Annotated in this window: 21 protein-coding genes; 6 read left to right on the top strand and 15 right to left on the bottom strand. The window is 62.3% G+C overall.

The window, feature by feature from the left end; translation table 11 throughout:
- Positions 1-186 precede the first annotated feature (186 nt).
- The 5 genes from ABIE18_RS18285 (at position 187) to ABIE18_RS18265 (ending at position 5,385) form a co-directional block, all read left to right on the top strand.
- Complete coding sequence (locus ABIE18_RS18285; RefSeq protein WP_024818182.1) at positions 187-411, top strand: DUF3073 domain-containing protein; 225 nt, start codon at positions 187-189, stop codon at positions 409-411.
- 286 nt (positions 412-697) lie between these two features.
- A complete protein-coding gene (locus ABIE18_RS18280; RefSeq protein WP_499724030.1) occupies positions 698-2,350 on the top strand; it encodes an amidohydrolase in 1,653 nt (550 codons plus the stop codon).
- Between the two features lie 76 nt (positions 2,351-2,426).
- Positions 2,427-3,698, top strand: a complete 1,272-nt coding sequence (locus tag ABIE18_RS18275; RefSeq protein ID WP_499724029.1) for an MFS transporter — start codon at positions 2,427-2,429, stop codon at positions 3,696-3,698.
- A gap of 137 nt (positions 3,699-3,835) precedes the next feature.
- Positions 3,836-4,618, top strand: a complete 783-nt coding sequence (locus ABIE18_RS18270) for a VOC family protein (RefSeq protein ID WP_499724028.1) — start codon at positions 3,836-3,838, stop codon at positions 4,616-4,618.
- On the top strand, positions 4,615-5,385 hold the full coding sequence (locus tag ABIE18_RS18265) for a VOC family protein (protein ID WP_499724027.1): 771 nt from the start codon (positions 4,615-4,617) through the stop codon (positions 5,383-5,385). The genes ABIE18_RS18270 and ABIE18_RS18265 overlap by 4 nt, the downstream gene beginning before the upstream one ends.
- A 189-nt stretch (positions 5,386-5,574) precedes the next feature.
- Here ABIE18_RS18265 and purM read toward each other — a convergent pair whose 3' ends face one another.
- The 6 genes from purM to ABIE18_RS18235 form a co-directional block, all read right to left on the bottom strand.
- A complete protein-coding gene (gene purM / locus ABIE18_RS18260; RefSeq protein WP_499724026.1) occupies positions 5,575-6,732 on the bottom strand; it encodes a phosphoribosylformylglycinamidine cyclo-ligase in 1,158 nt (385 codons plus the stop codon).
- Positions 6,729-8,354: an amidophosphoribosyltransferase gene (gene purF / locus ABIE18_RS18255; RefSeq protein ID WP_431116741.1), complete on the bottom strand. Its 1,626-nt coding sequence runs from the start codon at positions 8,352-8,354 to the stop codon at positions 6,729-6,731. The genes purM and purF overlap by 4 nt, the downstream gene beginning before the upstream one ends.
- 134 nt (positions 8,355-8,488) lie before the next feature.
- Entirely contained in the window at positions 8,489-8,833 is a 345-nt protein-coding gene (locus ABIE18_RS18250) for a hypothetical protein (protein ID WP_499724025.1), read from the bottom strand.
- A 90-nt stretch (positions 8,834-8,923) separates the two neighbouring features.
- Positions 8,924-9,265: a hydroxyisourate hydrolase gene (gene uraH / locus ABIE18_RS18245; protein WP_499724024.1), complete on the bottom strand. Its 342-nt coding sequence runs from the start codon at positions 9,263-9,265 to the stop codon at positions 8,924-8,926.
- Positions 9,262-9,771 carry a 2-oxo-4-hydroxy-4-carboxy-5-ureidoimidazoline decarboxylase gene (gene uraD, locus ABIE18_RS18240; protein ID WP_499724023.1) on the bottom strand — a complete coding sequence of 170 codons (510 nt, stop codon included), beginning with the start codon at positions 9,769-9,771 and terminating at the stop codon, positions 9,262-9,264. Before uraD ends, uraH begins: the two co-directional genes overlap by 4 nt.
- A gap of 155 nt (positions 9,772-9,926) precedes the next feature.
- The gene (locus tag ABIE18_RS18235) at positions 9,927-10,757 is read right to left on the bottom strand and encodes a phosphatase PAP2 family protein (protein WP_499724022.1); all 831 of its coding nucleotides are present in this window, start codon (positions 10,755-10,757) and stop codon (positions 9,927-9,929) included.
- Positions 10,758-10,891: 134 nt separating this feature from the next.
- Here ABIE18_RS18235 and ABIE18_RS18230 point away from each other — a divergent pair, with 134 nt between their 5' ends.
- On the top strand, positions 10,892-11,986 hold the full coding sequence (locus ABIE18_RS18230) for a pyridoxal-phosphate-dependent aminotransferase family protein (RefSeq protein ID WP_499724021.1): 1,095 nt from the start codon (positions 10,892-10,894) through the stop codon (positions 11,984-11,986).
- A 64-nt stretch (positions 11,987-12,050) separates the two neighbouring features.
- Here the strand turns inward: ABIE18_RS18230 and ABIE18_RS18225 are convergent, their stop codons facing one another.
- The 9 genes from ABIE18_RS18225 to ABIE18_RS18185 form a co-directional block, all read right to left on the bottom strand.
- Entirely contained in the window at positions 12,051-12,329 is a 279-nt protein-coding gene (locus ABIE18_RS18225) for a hypothetical protein (RefSeq protein ID WP_499724020.1), read from the bottom strand.
- Between the two features lie 8 nt (positions 12,330-12,337).
- Positions 12,338-13,348: a C2 family cysteine protease gene (locus tag ABIE18_RS18220; protein WP_499724019.1), complete on the bottom strand. Its 1,011-nt coding sequence runs from the start codon at positions 13,346-13,348 to the stop codon at positions 12,338-12,340.
- Between the two features lie 52 nt (positions 13,349-13,400).
- Positions 13,401-13,976 (bottom strand): hypothetical protein, encoded by a 576-nt coding sequence (locus ABIE18_RS18215; protein ID WP_499724018.1) that lies wholly within the window; start codon positions 13,974-13,976, stop codon positions 13,401-13,403.
- A gap of 217 nt (positions 13,977-14,193) precedes the next feature.
- Entirely contained in the window at positions 14,194-14,613 is a 420-nt protein-coding gene (locus ABIE18_RS18210) for an ATP-binding protein (RefSeq protein ID WP_499724017.1), read from the bottom strand.
- Positions 14,606-14,938: an STAS domain-containing protein gene (locus ABIE18_RS18205; protein ID WP_224089065.1), complete on the bottom strand. Its 333-nt coding sequence runs from the start codon at positions 14,936-14,938 to the stop codon at positions 14,606-14,608. The genes ABIE18_RS18210 and ABIE18_RS18205 overlap by 8 nt, the downstream gene beginning before the upstream one ends.
- Complete coding sequence (locus tag ABIE18_RS18200) at positions 14,928-16,916, bottom strand: glycosyltransferase family 2 protein (protein WP_499724016.1); 1,989 nt, start codon at positions 16,914-16,916, stop codon at positions 14,928-14,930. Before ABIE18_RS18200 ends, ABIE18_RS18205 begins: the two co-directional genes overlap by 11 nt.
- Positions 16,917-16,934: 18 nt before the next feature.
- The gene (locus tag ABIE18_RS18195) at positions 16,935-18,104 is read right to left on the bottom strand and encodes a PP2C family protein-serine/threonine phosphatase (protein ID WP_499724015.1); all 1,170 of its coding nucleotides are present in this window, start codon (positions 18,102-18,104) and stop codon (positions 16,935-16,937) included.
- Positions 18,105-18,282: 178 nt separating this feature from the next.
- On the bottom strand, positions 18,283-18,753 hold the full coding sequence (gene bcp / locus ABIE18_RS18190) for a peroxiredoxin (protein ID WP_498698867.1): 471 nt from the start codon (positions 18,751-18,753) through the stop codon (positions 18,283-18,285).
- Between the two features lie 81 nt (positions 18,754-18,834).
- Positions 18,835-19,566, bottom strand: coding sequence for a winged helix-turn-helix domain-containing protein (locus ABIE18_RS18185; protein WP_499724014.1), 732 nt, complete (start codon positions 19,564-19,566; stop codon positions 18,835-18,837).
- Position 19,567: the final 1 nt, after the last annotated feature.

Below are 19,567 nucleotides of genomic sequence, written 5' to 3'. Positions count from 1 at the left end.
TTGGGTGTATTGGAGGTGGTGGGGAGCGGTTTGGGCTGTAGTTGTACCCGACGCAGGTCCAGGGTGGCACGCAGGCACCCCCGAAAGCATGTAATCTAGACATACGACAAATTGACCAAACATTCCGGGGCCTCACCGATAGCCAAGGTGACCACCTCCGGTCCAAGTACAAAAGGGGGTCACGCCATGGGGCGCGGCCGTCAAAAGGCAAAAGCTACCAAGCAGGCTCGGGACATCAAGTACTACTCCCCGAACACTGACTACTCGGCACTTGAGCGTGAGCTCACGGGCCCATCCAGTCGTGTAAAGAGCCACTTCCCCGAAGATCCCCCGGAGCCGGACTACTCGGCTTATGAGGACAAGTACGCGGAAGACGATGACGACGAGGTAGACACCCGCCGTATCGGATAGCTGTCGCAAACAATCGGTGCCTCTGGCACTGAGTTGCGTACCGCCGTCGTACTTAAGGTCGTCGCGCATCCCCGGATGCCGAATATCTCTGAAAGAGGCCCGCAGGGCACGCCATTCATTGGCGTACCCTGCGGGCCTTTTTTGCGTCTGGAAATCTGGTATACCAAAATCGTCAAAACTATTGCGCAGGTCCCGTCTCGGGTCTACAGTCTCAACCAAGGTATCGACTCTTTGTGACGGTCATAAAGAATTCGAAACACCAGGCTGCGGCCAGTAGGAGGCATAAGTGAAACGGACGCCACAAATTGAGGGCAAGCTGCCCGATGTCATCTTTCATAATGGAAACGTCCTGGCGGACCCATCGAGCCCCAACGGGCTGGTGTCGGCTATTGCGATAACTGGCCAATGGATAGTGTATGCAGGCAATGACATAGAGGCACTGGCCCTGGCCGGACCTGATACGAAGAAAGTGGACCTACGCGCTCGGTTCGTCTGTCCGGGTTTCCAAGACTCCCACAACCACATGTTGTCCACAGGTATGGGAATGCTGCTGCCTTCCCTTGCCCGCGCCAGTACTCTCGCGGAGCTCATGGACGTTGTTCAAGGGCAAGCCGAAACCGCCGAAAATGGAACGTGGGTAGTAACCGCAAGTGACTGGCACGAAAGCGGCTTGGCTGAGGGCCGAATGCCAACGCGGACCGAGCTTGATGCCGTAGCCCCTGAGAATCCGGTGGTCCTCCGTCGGGGTGGACACAACATTGTGCTGAATTCCCTTGCCATGTCGCTCTTCGGAATAGGGGACGACAGCCACGCTCCTGAGGGAGCGAGCTACCTTCGTAACAACGGGAGGCTTACCGGCCAGATCGTAGGGAGCGGATACGTTGCCGGTTTGCTTAGCCAGCTCCCCAAACCCAGCATTGACCACTACCGTGCGGCGCTGGAGGAAGTCCAGAAGCGGTATGCCGCGGCGGGCATTACTTCAGTCATCGACCCCGGGCTGACCTTGGATGAAATGGCTGCCTACAGAGTTATCTACGGGGACGGACCGCAGAAGGTCCGGGTATCCATGATGTGGAAGCTTCCGACGCCGGCCGGTACAGCTGAGGAGGCAGTGGAACTTCTCGATTCCGGTGCAGTAGTAGCACAGCTCGACGACGTCTGGCTTCGTACCCTGGGCGTGAAGGTTTGTGTGGATGGCGGTGTGGAGACCGGCTTCTACCGGCAACCGTATGAACGGCAGGATGATCCCGACTTTCCGTGTGGCAAGTCGTTTCAATCGGCAGCTGAGCTGAAAGCCATTTGTGTGGCAGCCAATCGTGCGAACCTTCCCGTAGGTGCGCACTGCGTTGGCGATGCTGGAATTGATATTGCCCTTGACGCCTTTGAGGCAGCTCATGCGTCGAGCCCCATCTCCGATGCCAGATGGACCCTCATTCACATGCTGTACCCCAACGATGAACACTGGAACAGGTTGAATGCCATGGGTGTAGGGGTGGCAGCGCAGGAACCGCTCCACTTTGCCCTGGGTGGCGGATTCGTCGAGTATCTGGGTAGGGAAAGAGCGGCAAATATCGCGCCATTGTCGCAGTACCTTTCCCGCGTCGAGGCGCCTGTGGGTGGAGGTTCGGATAGTCCGGTTGCGCCCTACCAGCCACTTCGCGGCATGTCGAGTTCCGTCACCCGGCGTAGCCGCTCAGCAGGAGTGCTGGGGCTCGAATGGGCTGTCAGCACATCGGAAGCCTTAGCAATGTATACCTACGGCAGTGCTTGGTGCGCAGCCGACGAGCATAGAACTGGAAGAATCCGCGCGGGAATGCTCGCGGACCTCGTAGTCCTCTCGGAAGACCCGCGGGCCGTGGAGCCCGAGGAAATTCCAAGTATTGAAGTGGAACTGACCATGGCGGCCGGCACCATCACCCACGGTTCACTGGGTTACTAGTCCACAACCAACTCTTCCCTACGCTGCCGGACATCGGTACGGCGGCTGATCTTCCGCGCCCTCGAAAGGAATCATCATGCTTGAATCCAGTACGCCCGCCGGGAACCCCGTTCCGCCAGTGGCTGCAGCCATAGGGCTGTCACGCTGGCTAGTCATTGTCCTCGCTTTCCTTGCCGTGCTGCTCGACGGTTTCGACACAGCGTCGTTGGGCTTGGCGGTGCCGAGCTTGGCCAAGAACTGGTCTCTGTCGCCCGCAGCCTTCGCTGCCCCCCTGATTGCCACAAACGCCGGAGTGGTAGCGGGCTATATGGTCTCTGGGCGCCTCTCCCTTCGGTTTGGGCTCCGTCGCATGTTGCTTGCGGGTGTGGTGGTATTTGCCCTGGGGTCCGCTGTGACTGCCATGTCTTCAGGGATTCCCCTTATGACGATTGCCCGTTTCTTGACAGGAGTCGGATTGGGAGCTGTGCTGCCGTCGGCTATTTCCCTCGCGACGGCAGGCAGGGACGGAGGTCAGCGCGAACGGATTGCCGTTTTCGTGACCATGGGCCTGTCTGCGGGATCTTTGGCGGCTGGTTTGAGTGGAGGAAAGTTGATCAGCGACCTGGGCTGGCAATCTATCTTCTGGCTCGGGGCGGTGCTTCCTATCGTCCTGCTGCCTGTCATGTGGTTCGGAATCAGGGAGGCGGATGCGCCCAGGCCGTCGCAGAAGGCGGGCCAAGAGACTGTCCAGAGCCTCTTCAGGCGTGGTTTCGCGGTGCCCACTGTGCTTCTCTGGCTCTTTGCGTTCTTGATCTTCGCCACGTTCTACGCGTTCTCGTCGTGGCTCCCAACCCTGCTCACAAACTTCGGCCTGGGTCTGACCATGGCTCCTCTCGGGGCAGCCGCACTTGGTGTCGGCGGAATCCTGGGAGCCCTCTTACTCATGATCTTTTCAGTGCGATTCAAAACCAGTTGGATGCTGGTCGTTGCTGCTTTTGTAGCCATTTGCTTCTTGCTCATGATTGCCTTGGGGCACCCCGGACAATGGCAACTCTTACTGTTGTTCGCGGGCGTCGGCATGGGGCTGGCCAGCAGCATGGTGGGACAGGCTGCGGTGGCTGTGTCCGTCTATCCGGCCACGTCGCGCACCTCCGGGGTCGCATGGGCCGCCGCGCTGGGCCGCTTGGGCTCGATTGCCGGCCCCGCGTTGGGCGGAATCCTAGTGTCGACAGGCCAATCACCGCAGAACATCGTCCTTGCGGTCTGCGTTCCAGTTTTGCTGGCCGTGGTCGTTATGGTGGCGCTGTCCCGTCGCCTTTCGCGCCAGACCACGGAAGACACCGTCGAACGGGTCCGGCTGCCCGGGTAATCAGGTGCACGTCTGGCGCAAGCAGTGGAAGCGCCATAGCGTAGTCCCCATGGACTCCGACGCGGGGTCACTTAGGGTCCAATCCAGGCCTCAACATGGGCCATAAGTGACCCCGCGTTGCTAGGAAAGGGAACGGCATGCCGGTGGTCGAGAGTTATAAGCAGGGGACTCCATGTTGGGTGGACCTGTCCTCCACCGACGTCGAAGTTTCCCGGAAGTTTTATACTGAGCTCTTTGGCTGGGAGCTGGATCCCATGGACGCCGGTAACGGCATGACGTACTACATGGCGAAACTCCACGGCCGGAACGTTGTCGGCATGATGCAGCAAATGCCGGATGCCCCGGAGGGAATGCCGTCTTACTGGGCCAATTACATTGCCGTAGACTCCGCGGATGACGCGGCAGAACGGGCTGTGGCGGCAGGCGGGTCCATCTTGTTCGAGCCTGACGACGTGCCGAACGGCAGCGGACGAATGTTCTTCGCCATAGATCCCACGGGGGCACAGATCGGCTTCTGGGAAGCTGGAACCCATCCCGGATCCGGCTTGGTCAACGAGCCTGGCACCATGATATGGAATGAACTACAGACGGACGACGTCCCGAGAGCCGTGAAGTTCTACGAGGCCGTCACGGGGTGCAGCAGCGAAACCACACCCGCAGGAGATCTTCAGGAGTACACCAGCCTGCTCGTGGACGGAAGGCGGATAGCCGGTGCCCTCAAGCTGCCGATTCAAGGACTTTCGCCGTTTTGGATGACGTACTTCGGCGTCGAGGACGTGGATGCTGGAGTGGAGCGGGCTGTTGAGCTTGGGGCGCACGTGATCGCTCCGGCTTTCGATGTTCCCGGGATAGGACGAATGGCAGTACTCATGGACCCCGCCGGCGCTGCATTCAGCATCATGACAGGACTTGCCGCATGACTTCCCGGACCCACTATTCAAGCGGTGAACCCTGCTGGGCCGATCTGCAGACCCCGGACGTTCCCGCAGCCAAGGACTTCTATGGAAAGCTGTTCGACTGGACGTTCACTGACCTGCCCACACCTGACGGCCGCAGCTACGCACAGGCCTTTATCGGCAAGGACCTGGTAGCGGTCATCGCTCCGCAGAACCCTATGCAGGAGGCTGCGGGCAAACATGGCCAATGGAACATCTACCTCGCTGCAACGGACGCTGAGGAGATAGCGGAAGACGCCGTCCATGCTGGTGGGAAGCTCGCGTTTGGTCCGGAGCAGGTGGCCGACACAGGCGTCCTGGCGTTCATCGAGGCGCCCGGCGGCGGGACAACGGGGATCTGGCAAGCGGGTACCCACATTGGAAGCCATCTGTTCAATCAGGCCGGCGCCTTGGCTTGGGCTGAGCTCCTGACTCCGGAACCGCAGGCAGCCATCGCGTTTTTCCAGCAGCTTTTCGGACATGAAGTCACCGAATATCCACAGGACGACGGCGGCAGTTACAGCACGCTGATGGTCAAAGGCGAAGAGGTGGCCGGGATTGTCCCTGCCGAAGAGGGCGAAGAAGCCGGTTGGCAGATCTATTTCGGTGTGGCGGACCTCCGAAAAGCCGCTGAAGTAGCGGTAGCCGCGGGTGGAGCGCTGCTCGTGGAGCCGGAAGACAGGCCAGAAGCAGGATCTTTGGCAACCATCCAGGATCCGCAAGGCGGCGTTCTGAGTTTGATTCAGATCTGACTTCGCGGGTGGGTGTGGCGTCCTGACCATCTTTGAGCCAGCACATCCCAGGACTCGCCGGGGATTCCGGCGTGTCGGCAGGCTCGAACGATCAAAGATGGTCACGGCCATACAAGCAGCAGAACAAAAGAGCGGCCGGGCAGTTGGAGATCAACTGCCCGGCCGCTCTTTCGCTAAGACCAAACGCGCCTAGGCGTAGGCATTCACCAAACGTACGGCACCGCCGTCGACGCCCTTGGCACCCTGGACATAGTCCGGGCCGGTCTTGTCGATCGAGTCAGAATCGGCAGTAACCGTACCCATGATCCAGGACGGCAAGCCGCGCTCATTCAGGCGCGCCACGGCAGCGTCAGCGGCCTCCGGGGACACGATCGCCACCATGCCGACGCCAAGGTTCAGCGTGCGCTCAAGGTCGGCGAGGGGCACGTTGCCAAGCTCGGAAACCAGCTTGAAGATAGCCGGCAGTTCCCACGTGTTGCGGTCAACCGTGGCAACCAGGCCCTGCGGGAGGACACGCGCCAGGTTCGCAGCGAGGCCGCCACCGGTGACGTGGCTGAAGCCGTGGACAGCCGCGCCGGCTGAGACCGGGAACGTGCGGGCGAGGTCCAGGCAGTCGGCTGCGTAGACGCGCGTCGGCTCCAGGAGCTCTTCGCCAAGTGTGCGGCCGAGCTCGGAAACCTGGCGGTCCAAGGCCCAACCGGCGTGGTTGATGACGCGGCGAACCAAGGAGTAGCCGTTGGAGTGCAGGCCGGAGGAGGCCATGCCGATGACGACGTCGCCGGCGCGGACGCGGTCCGGACCCAGCAAGGCGTCAGCTTCCACAACACCGGTAGCGGCACCTGCGACGTCGTACTCGTGCTCACCCAGCAGGCCCGGGTGCTCAGCGGTCTCGCCGCCAACCAGGGCGGTACCGGCAACGGAGCAAGCAGCTGCGATACCGCGGACGATGTCCGCAATGCGCTCCGGGACAACCTTGCCGCAAGCGATGTAGTCCGTCATGTAGAGCGGCTCAGCGCCAACCACCACGATGTCGTCCACAACCATGCCCACGAGGTCGAAACCGATGGTGTCGTGGATATCCATGGCCTGCGCGATAGCTACCTTGGTGCCCACACCGTCAGTGGACGTGGCCAGCAACGGCTTCTTGTAGGTGAGCAGCTTCGAGACGTCGTACAGGCCTGCGAAACCGCCGACGCCGCCAATCACCGAGGTGTTGTGGGTCGCCTTCACGGCGCCCTTCATGAGCTCGACTGCGCGGTCTCCCGCTTCGACGTCGACACCCGCGGAGGCGTAGGTGATGCCTGTTGAATTCGGGGTGCTTCCAGCGGCGGGGGTTGCGGAGGTCATACAGACTCTTTCTTGTCGGCGTCGGTCAAACGATCAGCGTCGGTCAGCAGGTTCTCGAATTCAGCATCCGGGCCCGGATCGCAGCCGGTGGCTCCGGGCTTCTCGGCCGGATCCTCGGTGTCATCGGGGGACTCGGCAGCAGGGGGCAATCCGCCCAGGTCCGTGCGCTCCAGCAGGTTCTTGCCCAGCTTGTCAGCGTGCGGCAGCTCGATCGGGTACTGGCCGGTGAAGCAAGCCGTGCAGAGGCGCTCGCGCGGCTGCTGGGTTGCGCCGATCATGCCGTCTTCGGAGATGTAGGCCAGCGAGTCGGCGCCGATTGCCTGGGAGATTTCCTCGATGGTGGCGCCGTTGGCAATCAGCTCTGCGCGGGAGGCGAAGTCGATGCCGTAGAAGCAGGGCCACTGGACCGGGGGAGAAGAGATCTTCACGTGGACAGCAGCGGCACCTGCTTCGCGCAGCATCCGAACGATGGCGCGTTGCGTGTTGCCACGGACAATCGAGTCATCCACCACAACAACGCGCTTACCGCGGATGACTGATTCCAAGGCGTTGAGCTTGAGGCGGATACCCAACTGGCGCAGGGTCTGCGACGGCTGGATGAAGGTGCGCCCCACGTAGGCGTTCTTGACGAAGCCATGGGCGAAGGGGATACCAGACTGCTCGGCGTAACCAACTGCGGCTGGCGTGCCCGATTCAGGGACCGGAATGACGATGTCGGCCTCGTGGGTGTTTTCGCGGGCCAACTGGCGGCCCATCTCAACACGGGCTTCGTACACGGAGCGGCCGGCAATGGCAGCGTCCGGGCGGGCAAGGTAAACGTATTCGAAGACACAGCCAGCGGGCGTTGCCTCGGCAAAACGCTGGGAGCGGACGCCGTCCTCGTCGATGGCAATGAACTCGCCGGGCTCGATCTCACGGATGAAGCTCGCACCAACTGTGGCCAGGCCAGCTTGCTCGGAAGCAACAACCCAGCCGCGCTCCAGGCGGCCCAGACACAGCGGCCGGATGCCGTAGGTATCGCGTGCGGCGTAGAGAGTTCCTTCATCCATGAAGACGAAGCAGAAGCCACCCTTGATCTTGGGCAGCAGCTCCAGAGCGGTCTGCTCCAGGGTTTTGCCCTCTTCGCCCTCAAGAAGGGCGGTAACCAAGGCGGTGTCCGAGGTGTTGCCCTGCTTCATTTCACCGGTCAACTGGCCATCGTTGCGCTCAAGGATCATTTCCCGGAGTTCAGCAGTGTTGGTCAGGTTGCCGTTGTGGGCCAAGGCAACCGTGCCGGTCGCGGTTGCGCCCAAGGTGGGCTGCGCATTGGCCCAGTGGCTTGCACCAGTGGTGGAGTACCGGCAGTGGCCAACGGCCAGGTGCCCGGTGAGGGTATTCAGGGTTGTCTCATCGAAGACCTGGGACACAAGGCCCATGTCTTTATAGACATTGATGCGCTTGCCGTCACTGGTAGCAATACCAGCCGACTCTTGTCCGCGGTGCTGCAGCGCATACAGCCCGTAATAGGTGAGTTTTGCTACTTCTTCACCGGGAGCCCAGACCCCAAAGACGCCACAAGCGTCCTGAGGGCCTTTTTCGCCGGGGAGAAGATCATGAGAAAGTTTTCCGTCGCCACGTGCCACTGGTCGATTGTCTCATGTTGTGGCCGTGGTAAGTTCCCGCTCCGGCTTTGTGACCCCACGAACAGGCCCGATTCGGCCAAAATGCGGTGTGTCTCACAGTGGTACCTCCAAAAGAGGTGCGACGGGCTGCCTGCTTAGCGGCCGCCGTCGTGCTCTGGACCCTCATCCGGAACCGAATCCGGAACGGCCTCGACTACGGCACGCTTGGACCGCTTGAGGCTGATCCGGTCCAGAACCAGGGCGAGGATCGAGAACAGGATGACGCCTCCGGAAACGCAGGCCACCAGGAAGAAGCCGAAGACGGTGCTGGCGTCGAAGGCGGGGTCCGCGGGACGGCCGTACGCGATGAAGGCGGCGGCGATTGCACCCGCAATGGCACCGAGAATCATGAACGGAACAAACTTGGGTGCGCGGCGAACTGTAATTTCGCGGCGGGCAGTGCCATTTCCGGATTGGGCGTTGGGGTCCTCAGAAGCCATGCCTTCCAGCCTACCGTTCCGGGTTTGTGTACAGATAATGCCCCTCGGATTGCTCCGGAGGGGCATCAGCTGCACATAAGTTCGGCGGAGTCAGCTGCCGCGGTACGTCGAAAACGCGAATGGGCTCAGCAGCAGCGGCACGTGATAGTGCTCGCCGGCATCCGAAACTGTGAAGTTCAAGTCCACTTCAGGGAAGAACGTCTCCGTGCCAAGGTCCTCGTAATAGGCGCCCGTGGCGAAGTTAAGACGGTAGGCACCGCCGGGATTCCGCTCCGGACCGAGGTCCTTGATGCGGCCGTCGGCGTCGGTCTCGCCCTTTGCGATCAGTGTCCAGTTATCGCCTTCGCGGACGTAAAGTACGACGGCGACCCCCGCCGCCGGACGTCCGGAACCGGTATCCAGGATGTGCGTGGTTACCTGTGAAACACTCATGCATTTTCTCCTTCGCTGATCACGCCTGCGAGCCGCAGCAAGGCGATCTCCCGCAACTGGCCAGCCACGATTGCGTCTTCTTCTTCGGGGGTGTGGGTGAGCCGCTCCTGAAGGGAACTGAGGATCTCCTGGGCGCTGCGTCCTGCCGCGCGGATCAGAAAGACCCTGCCGAACTTCTCTTCGTAGGCGCGGTTTCCCTCGGCGAGGGCGGCGGCCGTGCCGTCGTCGCTGGGGTCCACTCCGGACTGTTCCGAACGGGACATGGCCGCTTCGGTGGTTTGGGCCTTGGGCCGTTCGCCGATCCGGGGGTGGTGGGCGAGTGCGGACTCCACCTCTTCCGGCGTGAACGGCTCGGCGGCTTGGCGGGCCTGCCCCAGCAGTTCGCCGACGCTCGTGAAGGGTCGGGCGTCTGCGACGTCCTCAACCCAGCGGCTGATGTCCAGGCAAGGGGTCAGGGTCCTGATGGCCTCGTCCCGGTCAACACTGTTGAATACTGCAAGCTCCATGCTCGTGTCATCCTCGTGCAAATGCTGGCATCCATGGTGTGGGCTATGCGGAACTCCTGCTTTCCAGCAGGAGGAAGCTTGCTTCTAGAGCTTCCGCATCATGGAACTGTTATTTCAGCATACGTAAATAGTTAAGCCGAGCACTTGGCCTGGTGTCAAGAGAGTACCGCGTTGGAGCGCCGCGTTCTCACGGTGAGGTAGAGGCGGTGCGCCGTAATAACCAAGGCAAGCCAGGCTATGCCAAGAGTCCACGCGGCCAGGACATCAGTGAGCCAGTGGTGCCCGAGGTAGACGCGGCTCAAGCCCATGGTTGCGGCAAACGCTGATGCAAGGATGACGGTGGTGATTCTGGCCTTGGCCGTTTTGAGGCGAAGAATGATCAAGTAAGCCACGATTCCTGCGATCACGATTGAATTCAGGGAGTGGCCGCTGGGGAACGACGGCGAGTGCTCGTACGGCGGAATGGCGTCCGCGAGGTCCGGGCGGGTGCGGCCAAACAGAGGCTTGCCCAGGATAGTCATGAGGAGTGAGCCCAGGCCTGCTGTCAGCATCAGGATGACAGGAGTCCAGGAGCGGCGCTTCGTGGCCAACGCGATCATGATCCCCACCGCGATGATGGGCATGCCAACCGTGCCGCCCACATTCGTGTAGGCCGTGATGGCAAGGTCCAGTGCGGGGGAGCGAACGGTCTTGGCGGCGTCAAGGACAGGGTGGTCGAGGCCCGCGACCCCGTCGGCTTCGGTGACCGACTCGTAGACCTCGCCGAAAGCCACTGCGAGGGACACAGCAATGACAAGTCCCACAGCCAACGTGATGATCAGCGCTGCATAAGGGCCCAGAAGGGCGGTGATCCGCTGTGCGGCCCCCGCCAAAAAACGGCCAACCGGAGATTTCCACCGGGTGAGGTCCTGCCCTGCGACGAACCGGTCTTGGCTCACCTCGCCGCGGACACCCTGCTCTGGCTGCTCTTTTCCTTCAGTCGTCACCCTTGTCCCCTCACCGTGGCGGCCTCCGTATTGGTGAGTAACCTTAGCAGTTTGGGCTTTGGGGCAGCTGATGAGGCTCGCCCCGCACCGCACGCTGGGGCAGAATGACGAGAACCAGCTGAAGGAGTTCGCACATGCCAGACATACTGACGTCCAGGTTCCTGTTCGGTCCGGGCCCGAGCAACTGCTACCCCGAGGCAATGGCCGCGCTGGCCTATCCGGTGCTCGGGCATTTGGATCCCGTCTTCATTGAACGCTTGGACCACACGTGCGAGGGTTTGCGGGCTGTCTGGGGTACTTCGAATGCCCGAACGCTCCCCTTGAGTGCCACTGGTTCAGGCGGGATGGAGGCCGCTTTCGTGAACACCGTGTCCGACGGCGACGTGGCAGTGATCGCTGTCAACGGACTCTTTGGGGCGCGCATGTGTGAGGTCGCTCGGCGGTGCGGGGCAACTGTCGTTCGGGTCGACCACGAGTGGGGCCAGCCGGTGGATGCTGACCGCGTGCTCTCGGCCCATCCGAATCCCAAGGTGATTGCCGCCGTCCACGCCGAAACCTCCGTTGGCGTCCTCTCTGACATCGCCGTGCTGGGGGCAGGGAAGGGCGATGCATTGCTGATCACCGACGCCGTGACGTCCATCGGCGGCCTGGAGCTTTTGGCAGACGACTGGGGGATCGACGTCGGATATGCCGGGACTCAAAAGTGCCTGGGCGTTCCGCCGGGACTGTCGCCATTCACCGTGTCCGACCGCGCGTTCGAGCGGCGCGTCAAGGATCCGCGCTCCTGGTACCTGGATATCGGCCTGCTCGGCGGTTACGTCGGGGCTGCGAGCGGCGTCCGCACCTACCACCACACGGCGCCGGTGACCATGATCGCCGGTCTCGAAGCGGCGCTCGACCGCATCCTCGCCGAGGGGCTCGACGTCGTCCAAGCCCGCCACCGCGCTGCCGGCGCTGCTCTGCAGAGCGGACTGCAGGAGATGGGACTTGAGCTGTTTGCCGCTGAAGGCGCCCGGCTGCCGAGCCTCACCACCGTGAAAGTGCCCGACGGCGTCAACTCGGCCGCCGTCCGCGCTTACCTTCTGAAGAACTTCAGTATGGAGATCGGTTCCGGGGTGGGCGAGTTCGCGGATACGGTCTGGCGCATCGGAATGATGGGGCCGAACGCGAACAGCGCCTCGGTGACCCTGGTGCTGGGCGCATTGAAAGAGGCCATCGACAAGGCGTAAGTGAGTGAACCTCCGCACTTTCGGACGTTCTCTCACATCCTGACCGGTTTCGGCGGATGCTCTCTCACATACCGGCGGTGACGTGACCGGCGTCGTACGTTAAAGTCGCGGTGGCGGCGGTGGTGCCTTCGGCGGGCTGAATCGATTGAACTGTCAAACGGCCAGCACCCGGCAGGGTGACCGACTGGCCCTCACGGAAGGCCTGTTTCCGTTGTAGTTCGGCGGTCCGGATCCAGAACTGGACTGCAGGAGCGCCATCGGCGATACCGATCTTGACGACGCCAACTTTGACACCGTCGAAGGTGGGCTGCATGCCTTGCTTGACTGTCACGAGCTGTTCCACGGGCATCCTTACTTCACGTCCACGGAGTACACGGAATCGAAGTTCTCCTTGTACTCATCCTCGGTCAATTCCAGCGTGCCGGACTTATGGTCGTCGTCGCCTTCCATGTAACCGCCGGAGGGTCCCCAGGGGTTGGCCAGGACGATCACTTTCTCGCCGTCGTCGTTGGTTTTCACATCAACCACAACATACGCGTGATTGGGCACCACGTCGGTGCGGTTGACTTCGTCGGACTCCCAGACCCAGTCGAAGTCGTCGTCCTTGACGTCCTCGGTGCCCACGGAAATAGCTTGACCGTCCGAGAGTTTTTCCTCGATCTCGTCCAGGTCCAGCTCGCCGTCTTTGTCAGCGGACTGGCCGGTCATCAGCTCCATGGCCTCGTTGCTGAAGCCGCCGTCGATGTCCTCATAGGACCCGCCGCGATGCTCGGCTGCCGCGCGTTCGTAGATGGAAAGCCAGTTGGGTTGGCCATCGGCACCGCGGACTCCGCCATCAACCGACTTGGCCTCCACAGTAACTTCCACGGGTTCGCCGTCTTCGTACAGAGTGACCACCCAATGGGTAGGCGGATCACCCACTGGACGCATGTGCTCTTCGAGGAATTCGTCCAGTTTGCCTTCACGCTCCAGCGCCTGGGCCACGGAGCCGATTCCAGCCAGCAGCCAGCAGTCGCCAATCTGTCCTTGGTTGATATCGCTGGGATCGCCGGCGTTAGGGTCCTTGCGGACATCGCCGGGCACATCGACGTCGGGCTTGTCTGGATCCAGCGGGCCGGGATCGCCTGGCGGGTTCGAGTCTCCCCGCCCGGAACGATCGGAACCTGAGGACCCCGAACTGGACTTGTCCTGCTCGTCCGCATTGCGCTCCAGCTCATGGGCTTGATTTTGCAGCTCGACACAGATCTTCTTCAGCATGGGGCGGTGCTCGGAGTTCCAGGAAGCCCGAAATGTTGCGGCGTCGCGTCCATCCCAGCGGGCATTGGCGATGAGGTTGCCCAGCTCAAGGGACAACGAGCTCATTCTTTCTGATTGTCTCGACATCGTCTTTGCGAGAGCCCGCAACTGTTCAATGTCAGCACCGTAAAATCCCGGCATTAGTTGTCCCCTGAGGTAGCTCGTTAGTATCGCAGCTCTCGGACTTCACCGGAACGGTGACGTCGAGGTAGGCCGGGCTCTTTGATCGGATGGTGACGGTAGCGCCAACGCCGTCGGTACTGCGGGCCACCACCCAGCCGCCCGGGACTGGGTCAGTGCCGTCAAAGGCTGGGAAACCGTGCTTCTTGAGGACGGGATCGGCGACGGCGAAAACCTCTTCGAAGTTCCTTGAGGGCTCCACAATGTCCGCGCTGCTTTTCATACTCTGCGGGAAAAGCATGCATCGGCCATCTTGAGTGCGGCTCATGCGCGCGGGATCATCCACGGACCACGTGATGTCCGGCATCTTCGCCTCAAGGGCGGCAACAAGTTCGGTGGTCAGGGCGTCGTACTTGGCGATGCTTTCTGCCACCGGGGCAGGCTCGGAAGTTACGGGCGGTGCCTTGCTGGGTTCCCGGGTGGGTCCGCCGGGGGTGCTGCTGCATCCCGCAGCAACGGTCCCCACCAACAGGGCAGCAGCCAGCGCCCAAGGCTTTCGGTGCAGGCGGTTCATGTCATCCCCAGTTTCATTTAGCGCTCGACGGCGGTCCTCACCGAATGCTGTCACGCTGGGTTGCGCTTGGCGATGGGGAGAACACCCCTCGGCCTGGGACGGCCCGGGAGGTGAGAGAACATCGCCCAAAAGCCCGCGGGATGTGGGAGAAGGACCCGTGGAAGTAGGGAGGATGTGAGAGAGCATCGCCCGAAAGGCCGCAGGATGTGAGAGAAGGTTAGGTCTCGCGGGTCAGGATCCACGTGTTGGTGCCGTCTTGGCGCTCGAAGGTCACCGTTGTCACCAAGGCCTCGATGAGCGCCAGGCCGCGTCCGGATTCGGCGTCCTCGTCCGGCATGGTGGGCTGCATGTCCTCAGCGAAGGGCTCGCGGGCGTTGAACGCACTGACCTTCGCCACCAGGCGGGTGGGCCGGACGCTGATATCCACACCGATCTCCACGGGCTTCTCCGCCACGGGAAGGGCGTGCTGCACGATGTTTGCGGCGGCCTCGATGACTGCGGTGGCGAACGTCATGCGGTCCATGTCCGGAACGAAGGAGGCGTCGTCCCACAGAGCATCGAGCTCGCCATGGATGGCTTCGATTGCTTCCTCGTTGGACGGTCCGTGGTAGCCCCTGCGGGCGATGACCTCAGTCATTTCCGAACGCCTCCTCGGCTGATGAGTACGCAGTCAGAACGCGGTCCATGTTGGTGAGTTCCAGGACCATCTTGACTTGGGGCTGCACGCCCGAGATCCGCAAATCGCCGCCTGCCTGGCGGGCAGCTTTGAGGCAACCGATGAGGGCGCCGAGGCCGGAGGAATCCATGAAGTCGGTTTCTGCAAGGTTCACCACAACGCGGCTGGATCCACCGGCCACAACCTCGGCCACTAGTTCGCGCAGCTTCGGAGCGGCCACCATGTTCAACCGGCCGACACTCTTCACCTCCGCGTAGGAGTCTTTGACCTCGTAGCTAAACTGCATCAACATTCCTCTCTTCGGGGCGTCCAGGACCTTCCGGACCCGCCAATTCCTCAGGGACAAAGCCCTTATACAAAACTGCCTTGACCAGGACGCTCAGGACCACAAGGTCGAAGGTTACCCACGCTACATTCACCAGGGTTCCGAGGGGCTCCGACAGGCCAGAAAGAAGCCGGGCAAGCCCAACAACCAGCGCAACGGTCAGCAACACAGCGACGACGATCTGGGGGCGAATCAGGCTCCAGCTGGGGCCGCCACTCTGCCTGGCTTTGGGGGTGACGGCGAACCCGAGTGGACGGCCGAACCAGACGTTACGTGCCGCCGTCGTGCAGGCTTTGATCCAAGTGGGGAACAGCGCGAGGCTGTACTGCTGCCCGCGCCAGGTGGGGATCCCGTGCCCGGCGATGACAAACAGCAGTTGGTTTACCACCATGAACGGGATGAAACGGGCGAAGAACTCAAAGCTCAGGCTGCTGACGGGGAGGATGCCGAGCGTCAGGTAGATGATGGGTGCCGCAAAGTAGACGACGGCCGCGAACCCGCTCAGGTAGCTCCACATGGTGGAGAAGTACATGAGCCGCTGGCCCCAGGTGAGGCGGCGTTGGACCAGCGGGTTCTCGCGCAGGAGGACCTGCATGGTGCCTTGGGCCCAGCGAAGGCGTTGGGTCAGCATGGTCTTGATGTCCTCGGGAGCCAGGCCGTTGGCGAGGATTTCGTGGTGGTAGACGCTCTTCCAGCCGAGGGCGTGCAGGCGCATCGCTGTGGCCATGTCTTCGGTGACTGAGATAGTGGCCAAGGGCATGATCGGCTGGGCTTCGTCCGTACGTTCCACAGAGATGGCGTCCAGGACTGCGTGGACGGACTCGAGGGCGCCCAGCGGGGACCAGTCGCGTCCGGACATCCGGTCGACGGCGTCACTCGCCACAGTCGTGACGCCAGACTCGCCGACGTGGGCCAGTTCCATGGCTGCGATTTCTTCGAGGTCGGATTGGAGCGCTGAGAAGTCTGCGGCCACCAGGGTGCGCACGGCGTCGTCCACTTTGCGGCGTACGCGGTACGTGATCTCGCTCAGAGATGCCCCGGCTTCGAGCTCCTGCTGCGCGCTTTCCGTGGCGGCTTCCACCTCGTTGAGCATTTGTTCCACCAGCGGGTTCTCCGCCTCCGCCGAACGCCGGGCCTTCTTGATGGCAGACCGCGACGCAGCCAGAGCACGACGCACACTCTTCTCCGTGGCCTTGACGTAGCCCACCAATCCAAGCTGCATGAGGGCTTCCCTGCGCAGGATTGCATTGGAGCCGCAGAAGAACGCCGCGTTCCAGCCGTCCTTGCCCTGCTGGATCGGGCCGTAGAAGAGGGGTGCCTGGCTGCCCAGGGGATCGTCGGCGGGAACGTTGATGAAGTACTGGGGCGTCTGGACCAACGCCACGCGGTCATCGTTGAAGTAGCCCAGCGTCTTGTCCAGGATGTCCGGCTCGGGGATCTGATCGGCGTCGAGGATCAACAGGTACTCGCCCGACGTAATCATGAGCGCGTTGTTCAGGTTGCCGGCCTTGGCGTGCCGCGGCATGTCCGGTGTCCAGTCGGCGCCGCGGGTCACGTAGCCGATCCCGTTCGACTCGGCGAGCTCGCGCATCTCAGGGCGGTCGCCGTCGTCCAGGATCCAGGTACTGTGCGGCCAGCGGATGTCCTTGGCGGCGAGGGCCGTGGTCATCACCAGGTCCAGCGGTTCGTTGTACGTGGTGATGAAAACGTCCACTGTGGCGGTATCCGGCGCCGCGGGCGGTGGTTTGCGAATCTTCAGGTTCCACACGGTCAGGCCGAAAAGCATGACGTCAATGAGGCTGTACGTCTCGGCAATCACCAACGGAACGGCGATCCACCACGCTTCCCAGTTCAGCGAAGCCAGCCAGCGCCACGCCACATAGTTCACGCCCAGAACGACCGTTAGGACAACACAAAGCCGAGTCCAGAATCGCGTCATGTTCCCCCCTTTTTGTGGCTAGTACCGGATGGTCTGAGCAACTCCGCTGTGGTTGCCTTCTAGCCCAACATCCCGGCCAGACTCGCGCCGTCGGTGAACCACGACGGCGGTCACGTCATCTTCCGCTGTGTCCGCCGGTGCCAGCTCGAGCAGGGCAGCGCAGACCTGGTCCGAGCTGCCCCCGCTGCGCGCCGCCTTCTCTACGTTTCTCACGAACTCTTCCAGGGAATCGTGTGCGTCGAGCACGCCGTCGCTGACGATCACCAGCGAATCGCCGGGCTCCAGCTGCAGTTCCGCGGCCGGCCATTGCTGTTCTTCCAGGATCCCGACAGGTGGCCCGGCGGAAACCAACCTCCGTGCCGCCCCCTCGGCCGGGACGTGCAGGCCAAGTCCATGACCGGCGTCGATGTAGCTGAGCTTGCCCGAGGCACTGTCCAAGCGCGCGTGGAACATGGTCACGAAGGACCCCGACTGGTCCAGATCGGAGGTCAGGGTGGCGCTGGCGGACTCAAAAGCGTCAGCAATTGCCGGGGTGTCCGCCACGGACCGCATCACCGCACGGACGGTGGCCGCTATCAAGGCCGCGCCCATTCCCTTGCCCATGGCGTCGGCGAACGTCAGGTGCATGCCGTCGTTGGTCTGGTACCAGTCGTAGAAGTCCCCACCTACGCTGCGGGATGGGCGGAAGGCGCCAGCGACGTCGTAATCATTCAGCCGCACTGTTTCCTGCGGGAGGAGGCTTTTCTGCACAACCGTAGCGCGGGCGAGTTCGTCCGTCTGGCGCGTGTCCTCGGCGGGTGCCGCGGGCGTCCGGGCCCGGCGGAACAGGGCACGGATGCGGGCCTGCAGTTCCTTGGGGCTGAACGGCTTGTTGATGTAATCGTCCGCGCCCGTGTCCAAACCGGTCAGCCTGTCAATCTCGTCGGCACGGGCCGTGAGCATCATGATGTAGGCATCGGAGAATTCCCGGAGGCGCCGGCAGACTTCCATGCCGTCGATGTCCGGGAGGTTGATGTCCAGCGTCACCAGTTCGGCGTTGGTGTTACGGACAGCCTCGACGCCGGAAAGACCGTCGGGTGCTTCCGTCACCACAAAATCGAGCTGCTCAAGGACCAGAACGAGGAGGCCGCGGATGTCGGCGTCATCTTCGACGACTACAGCATGGCGAGGGGACGCGGTTGAGACCATGGCTCCATTAACTACTGCCGCGGAGGTTTTGTCACGTTTAGTAAAGAGACGTGTAACGCCCGCTCACAATAGTGGGCGGGCGTTACAAAAATTGTGCAGTTATGTGCGAGAGGGATTCCCTCAAACCCGCAGGATGTGAGAGAAGGATGGTCTCAAAGCCGCAGGATGTGAGAGAGGGTTAGACGCCCAAGAGCTCTTCCTTCAGGGCCTGGACGTGGCCCTGGGCGCTGACCTGATACTGGGTGAGCTTGACGGTGCCTTCGCCGTCGAGCACAACGGTGGAGCGGACCAGGCCCTCGACGATCTCGCCGTCAACCAGCTTCTCGCCCCAGGCACCGTAGGCGAGGGCCACCGAGTGGTCCTCGTCGGAGAGCAGCGGGAAGGTCAGCGCAAATTCACCAGTGAACTTGGCGAGGGCCTCGGGGCCGTCAGGGGAGATCCCGATGACGTCGTAGCCGTTGCCCTGCAGGCTTGCGAGGTTGTCGCGGAAATCGCAGGCCTCGGTGGTGCAGCCGGGGGTGGCCGCTTTGGGGTAGAAGTACACAATGACGTTGCGTCCGCGGTAATCGGACAGCGAGACCTTGGTGCCGTCGGCGTCGAGCAGCGCGAAGTCAGGTGCTTGCGTTCCGACGAGGAGTTTCTGGGTCATGGCGATCCTTTGCGTTTCACCGGCGCGCAGCCGGCATTGGTCATTCAAAAAAACGGATTGTCTAAAGACAGAACAGCGAAGTCAGATGCTGTATTCCGCAGGTCCGCGCACTGTGGCATAAGGCCCTGGCACGAACTGGTAGCCACCACCACGGACGGTGGCGACAGTGTGGCGGGCACTTCCGAGCTTCCGCCGCACCCTTCCAACATAAACGTCAATGGAGCGAAATGCCGCGCCGGGGAGGTCAAATGACTCCAGGAAGCGTTGCAATTCTTCACGACTGATGGCGCGCGAGCAGTTCACCACGAGGTAGCGCAACAGCTTGTATTCCATGCCAGTAAAGGCAACCGGCTCGCCGTCGAGCAGCACTACTTCAGCGGCGAGGTCGATTGCAAGTTGACTACGGCGCCCGGCCAACATGACGGGCTCGACGGCGGTGCTGCCGCCACTTTCGGCGTCGCGGTCCTGTCCGTCCTCGAGAGCCTCGGCGAGGGACAGAGGGTGGGTACCGGCGTCGGCGGCTTCCTGCGGAGTGCCGCCCCAGGAAGTATCGCCGACGCCGGAGTGTTCTGCCCCGATGGCGGGCCAGATGCGGACTTCCGCCTCCGGGGCAAGTTTCATGGCCCGGGCGAGCACTAGGCGTGCTGCCCGTTCCCAGACTGCTGGATCCATCTCGTCGCCCTCGGCCGGGTTGACCCAGAGGGCGAGGCCCCGCGCGCTCAGGCCGTTGCGTTCGCCGAGGCCCGGCCGCCGGCCCATGGCCCGCGCTGCGGGATCACGGAAAGGCGGCGGCCCGTAGGCACTGACTGCCATG

Source organism: Arthrobacter sp. 2762 (assembly GCF_040548745.1).
Classification (GTDB): Bacteria; Actinomycetota; Actinomycetes; order Actinomycetales; family Micrococcaceae; genus Arthrobacter.
Note: the sequence above shows the minus strand (reverse complement) of the source record. Positions and strands in the feature narration are given on the sequence as shown.